4 protein-coding genes and 1 pseudogene are annotated in these 5,418 nt (G+C 72.2%); 1 reads left to right on the top strand and 4 read right to left on the bottom strand.

Translation table 11 applies throughout. From position 1 onward, the window contains the following. A pseudogene (locus H5J33_RS22155) lies at positions 1-470 on the bottom strand (galactosyldiacylglycerol synthase); the annotation flags it as partial. Between the two features lie 233 nt (positions 471-703). Here H5J33_RS22155 and H5J33_RS22150 point away from each other — a divergent pair. Beyond that, positions 704-1,534, top strand: coding sequence for a ribonuclease BN (locus H5J33_RS22150; protein WP_181796664.1), 831 nt, complete (start codon positions 704-706; stop codon positions 1,532-1,534). 347 nt (positions 1,535-1,881) lie between these two features. On the opposite strand, the gene H5J33_RS22145 is transcribed toward H5J33_RS22150, so the two are convergent. The 3 genes from H5J33_RS22145 to H5J33_RS22135 all read right to left on the bottom strand — a co-directional run. Next, a complete protein-coding gene (locus H5J33_RS22145; RefSeq protein ID WP_258565296.1) occupies positions 1,882-2,415 on the bottom strand; it encodes a hypothetical protein in 534 nt (177 codons plus the stop codon). 393 nt (positions 2,416-2,808) lie between these two features. Then, positions 2,809-3,315, bottom strand: coding sequence for a DinB family protein (locus tag H5J33_RS22140; RefSeq protein ID WP_181796663.1), 507 nt, complete (start codon positions 3,313-3,315; stop codon positions 2,809-2,811). Positions 3,316-3,424: 109 nt separating this feature from the next. After that, on the bottom strand, positions 3,425-5,418 hold a 1,994-nt coding region (locus H5J33_RS22135), incomplete at its 5' end, for an NHLP bacteriocin export ABC transporter permease/ATPase subunit (protein ID WP_181796662.1).

The following is a 5,418-nucleotide window of genomic DNA, read 5'->3' as shown; positions in this document are numbered from 1 at the left end:
CCGAGCGCCCGGCGCACCTGCGCCGCCGCCGGATCCGTCAGGCACAGATACCGGTCGTTGCCCGGGTGCAGCCACTGCCGGTGCACCGCGAAGTCCAGCAGGAACACGGCGCTGGGCACCCGCAGTGCCCCCCGGGCCCGCAGATGCCCGGTGAGCTGCGCGGCCAGATGGAAGACGGACACCACCACGTCGGCGCGCAGCCGGTCCACCAGGTCCGTCAGCCGGTCCCCGGCGAGCCGGGCCAGCGGCACCCCGCTGGGCCGCGGGCCGCGCCCCTCGCGCAGGAACGCGTCGTAGATCCCGGCGTACACCCAGGGCAGGTGGCGCACCGAGGCCTGGTAGCCACGGCGCAGTCCGGTGCCCAGGCCGTACGGCAGCAGCCGCAGCACGTCGACCACGTGGGCCCGTTCGCCGCGGGCCTCGGCCCGGCGCGCGAGTTCGGCGGCCACGGTGTCGTGACCGGCTCCCATGCTCGCGCTGACGATCAGGGTCCGCCGCCGGCCGCCCTGCGCCTCGTGGTCGGTGCTCCGCACGGATTGACGTTTCTCCGCGGTGGCGGCGCCCAAACCGCCCACCGGCCGGCCGGGTCACCCGTGCGCACCACCCCGCCGTGCCGGTGCCCGCCCTGCGGCTGCGAGCCGCCCGGCACGTGCCAGGCTGGAGACAGCGGTACGACGGGTCGGCGGCGAGCACGGGAGGAGCCGTGAGGCGGTTGCGGCGCGGCCTGCACCGCGCGTGGCGGTGGCTGCGGGTCCGGGCCCTGTTCGAGCACGGGCGGGAGCTGGAGCTGATGCACCGGGCCATGGGGTTCGCCACCCTGGCCCTGGTGACGCTGGCGCCGCTGCTGATCGTGGTCGCCGCGGCCGACCCCCTGGTGCGCGGCGGCTTCGCCTCCTGGCTCACCGACGGCATGGGCCTGTCCGGCCGCTCCGCGCACGCGGTCACCGACGTCATCAGCCCGCCCCGCAAGGTCATCGGCACCACCAGCGTCCTCAGCGGCGTCCTGCTCGCCGTGTTCGGCGTGGCCTTCGGCGGCAGCGTGCAGAACGCCTACGAAAGGATCTGGGGGCTGGCGTCCGGCCCCTGGCACCGGGTGTGGCGGCAGGCGACCTGGCTGGTGGTGCTGACCGCGTACCTCTACCAGGAGGCGGCGACGAAGACCACGCTGCACGGCGGGCAGCGGATCACCCTGTCGACGGTGAGCGGTGTGCTGTTCTTCTGGTGGGGACAGCGCTTCCTGCTGGGCGGCCAGGTGCGCTGGCGGGCGCTGCTGCCGGGCGCGGTGGCCACCGTCATCGGCCTGATCGGCCTGCGGGCCTTCTCCTACCTGGTGTTCACTCCGCTCATCGTCACCAACGCCCTCAGCTACGGCGCCGTCGGCACCGTCCTCGTGGTGGAGTCCTGGCTGATCGGCGTCGGCTTCGTCATCTACGGCGGCGCCCTGTTCGGCCGCTGGTTCACCGAACACCACTGGATGCCCTCCCACCACGAGCCGGAGCACGGGGAGGGGGACGGGGGGCGGGACGAGCGTTAGCCGAACTTCGGGGGCGTCCCATGCCGCCTCCCGCCGGCTGCCGGCGCCGGTGTTCATCGGCGCCCGCAAGAAGCGCTGCGCCAGGCGAGCGCTTGGCGTCACCGCTCGGGCAAACCGGTACGTCGATGAGGTTCCGTGAAATCGGCCGGTGCTGCTCTTGGTTCCCCACTCGGTTGCTGTGGGCAATGATGGCCGGGGGGACACGTCGCCCTTGCCCGGCTCAGCACGGCGTGCAGTCTTTCCCGAGTTCCGGGCGGACTGCAGACTTTCCCAGCTGGGGCAGGGGGCATGGGCCGGGTCTATCCGGGCGAGGACCGGTGGGGCGCGTCAAGGCAGTGTCCGGCGGATCAGGGACGGGCCGGCAGGCGGTGGGCCGGGGATGAGCCGTCGGCGGGGACGGAGCCGCGCTTCGCGAGGATCTCGCCTGTGTCGGCGAACTCCCAGTGGGTCGCATGCTTCCCGTCCTTGAACGGCCATTCGACGCGGACGACAGGGCGGCTCAATAGGCTCTCGAACCAGCCGGCGCACCGCTCCGCGAGCTCCTCGACCGTGCCGGAGGCCCGGAAGAAGCCGTGCTCGGGCGACTCGTGAAGGTTGAAGAGCTGGTCACAGACTTTCCCGGCCAGCACGTGTGTGCCGTAAAAGTGCACGGCCCACTTGGCGAGCACCAGTCGGCGTGCCTCATCGAGAAGACTGATGTGGACAAGGAGCGACGATTCGTCCTCGGGCCGTCCGACCTGGCTTGGAGCCCAGGGCACCTGCCAGTCAGCGGCCCGGGCTCGCAGGGCTGCCAGGAAGGCGAGTTCGGCCTCGTCGAAGTCCCAGGGCTCCTCGCCGTACTCCTCCGGGTCCTCGACCTCGAACCAGCTGTTGACGTCCACAGGGAAACTCTAGAACCACAGGGTGCCTCGTAGATCACAGGCGGAGCCATAGGCGGACTGCTGCGGTGGTCGGCGCACACTTGAACCTGGTCGGGGCGCGCGCGGGAAACCGGCCGGTCGCTGCCGGGTTTGGCCGGGCGGATGACCTGACTGGCCGGTTGCCGGCAACGGAGAACCACCGGTGATCAAATACGTCGTCACGCTTCTGTCCGAAGCAGTGGCCCGGCCGTCACGGGCGAGTGAAGCGAGAAGGCGACCTCGCGAGGCGTCCACCGGGACTGGATCGGGCAGTGTGCGCGACGGCCGAGCGGAGCTTGGTTGGCGCAGATGCCGCAAGCAGTGCCTATACGCAGTACTGCAGCGAGCCGGCTCCGCCCGTGGTCCGCGCCGGGGCTAGCAGCCGGTCGTGCCGTCGAGCATCTCGCGCAGGATGTCCAGGTGGCCGTTGTGGCGGGCCGTCTCCTCGACGAGGTGGAGGAGGATCCAGCGCAGGTCGACGTGGAGGCCGTCGCGGACGGTACGCCGGGCCTTCTGGTCGAGGGGGGTCCCGGCGACGAGTTCGCGGTAGCGGGCGCATTGCCCGGCGTATTCGTCGAGCAACTGCGGGAGCGGGAAGTCGACCGCGATGCGCATCTCGCGGTCGGGGTCCTCCTCGGTCCAGGGGCCCCGGTCCTCCTCGCCGAGGAAGACCACCTGGAACCAGTGGTACTCGACCCAGCGCAGGTGGTTGATCAACCCGCTCACCGTCATCAGCGGCGAGCCCGGCAGAAGCGCCTTGCGGGCGTTCTCCGCGGAGACGCCGGCGCACTTGGCGCGGGCGGTGTCACGTACGTAGTCGAGGAACGTGGTCAGCTGGGTGCGCTCGTCCCACGCGGGCGGCGTGTCGTCAACTCTGGTCATCACGCGAAGCCTCCACGATCACCGCCACCGCTGTCGAGCCATTTACCGACGGGCCCGGCCCGCTCCCCGCGCCGTAAGACGACCTCGGACCGCGTCGGCGGACCGGGTCTCAGGCGAGCTGCCGGCGCACCAGTTCGTGCAGCCGGCCGCCGGTGTCCGCGAGGAGTTCGGCGGGGCTGCCCTGCTGGACGATCCTGCCCTCCTCCATCACGATCACCCGGTCGGCGTCCAGGACGGTCGACAGCCGGTGGGCGATCACGATCCGGGTGGCGTTCAGCTTGCGGGTGCTGTCGATGACGACGCGCTGGGTGTCGTTGTCCAGGGCGCTGGTCGCCTCGTCGAGGAAGAGGATCCGCGGGCGCCGGATCAGGGCCTGGGCGATCATCAGGCGCTGCCGCTGCCCGCCCGAGATCGCGCCGTTGCCCGCGACGATGGTGTGCAACCCCATCGGCATCCGCTGGATGTCCTCCGCGAGGCCCGCCAGTTCGGCCGCCGCCATCACCTCCTCCGGCGTGTACGCTTCCGCGCCGCAGATGACGTCCATGATGGACCCGGAGAACGGCTGCGCGTGCTGCAGGACGACCCCGCACTGGCGGCGCACCGCGGACTGGTCCAGCGCCGCCAGGTCCTGGCCGTCGTACAGGACGCTGCCGGAGACCGGCCGCTCGAAGCCGATGAGCAGGCGCAGCAGCGTGGACTTGCCGCAGCCGCTCGGGCCGACGACCGCCACGAACTCGCCGGGCCGCACCGCGAAGGACACGTCGTCCAGGACCAGCGGGCCGTCGTCGGCGTACCGGAAGGACAGCCGGCGGGCCTCCAGCGCGCCCGACAGCGGACCCGGACGGGTGCTCGCCGCCCGGACCTCGGGCCTGGCGTCCAGCACCGGCTTGATCTCCTCGAACAGCGGCAGCGCCGCCACCGACGACACGAACGCTCCGGTCAGCTGGGTGACCGAGGTCAGCAGCATGGTCACCGAGGTGTTGAAGGTCAGGAAGTCCGCCGCCGACATCGCGCCCTTGGCCGGGCCCGCCAGCAGCATGAACATCAGCAGGGTGCAGACGGGGAGGTAGACCGCGCCCAGGACCGTGGTCAGGTTCTTGATCCGGCCGACCTTCTGCTGGAGCTCCCGGCCGCGCGCGAACTCGCGGGCCCAGGCCGCGTAGGCGTAGTTCTCGGCCGCCGCCACCCGCAGCTTGGGCAGCCCGCGCAGGGTCTGGAACGCCTGGTTGTTGAGCTTGTTGCCGAGCACCACCAGCCGCCGCTGCCAGCGCACCTGCCACAGCCCGAGCCCCGCGAACACCGCCGCGACGACGATCAGCATCCCGACCGCCGCGAGCGCCATCGGCACGCTGTACCACAGCAGCAGCCCCAGGTTCATCGCGCCCACCGTCACCGACTGGGCGACGACCGGGCCGACGCCCGCCAGCAGCCGGCGGATCGCGCTGATGCCCATCGCCGCGCTGGCCAGCTCACCGGTCGAACGCCGGGTGAAGAACCGCGTGGGCAGCCGCAGCAGCCTGTCCCACACGGCCGGTTGCAGCGCCGCCTCGATACGGCCCTCCAGGCGCAGGATGGACAGGTTCTCCAGCAGCGTGAACGCCGCCGCGACCACCCCGCTCACCATCACCGCCAGGCACACCCGGACGATCAGGCCCTCCTCGGCCCTCGGCACGTACTCGCCGAGCACCTTGCCGGTCGCGACCGGCACCAGCGCGCCGATGGCCACCGTCACCAGACCCGCGAGCAGCAGGTTCAGCAGGTCGCCGCGGGTCCCGCGGAGGCTGAACCGCAGCAGCCCGAGCGGGGAGAGCGGCTTGTCGGGCAGCGGCCGGTAGAACATCACCGCCCGCGGCTCGAACTCCCCGGCGTTGTCCTTCCCGACCGGTGTCTCGCGGCCGGTGCCCGGGTGGACGGCAACGTAGCCGCCGCGCCGCCACAGCAGCGCCACCGGCGCCCCGGACAGCGCCCGGTGGCCGACCAGCGGGCCCGCGTTCTCCCGCCACCAGCGCCCCTCCAGGCGCACCGCGCGGGTGCGCACCCGGGAGGCCAGCGCGACCCGCTCCACCGGGTCCAGCCGCTCGTTCGCGGTGCCGCCGCGCCCGG

It is taken from the genome of Streptomyces sp. WELS2 (genome assembly GCF_013870595.1).
GTDB lineage: Bacteria > Actinomycetota > Actinomycetes > Streptomycetales > Streptomycetaceae > Streptomyces.
The sequence above is the reverse complement of the archived record's forward strand: the minus strand, read 5'-3'. Positions and strand labels throughout refer to the sequence as shown.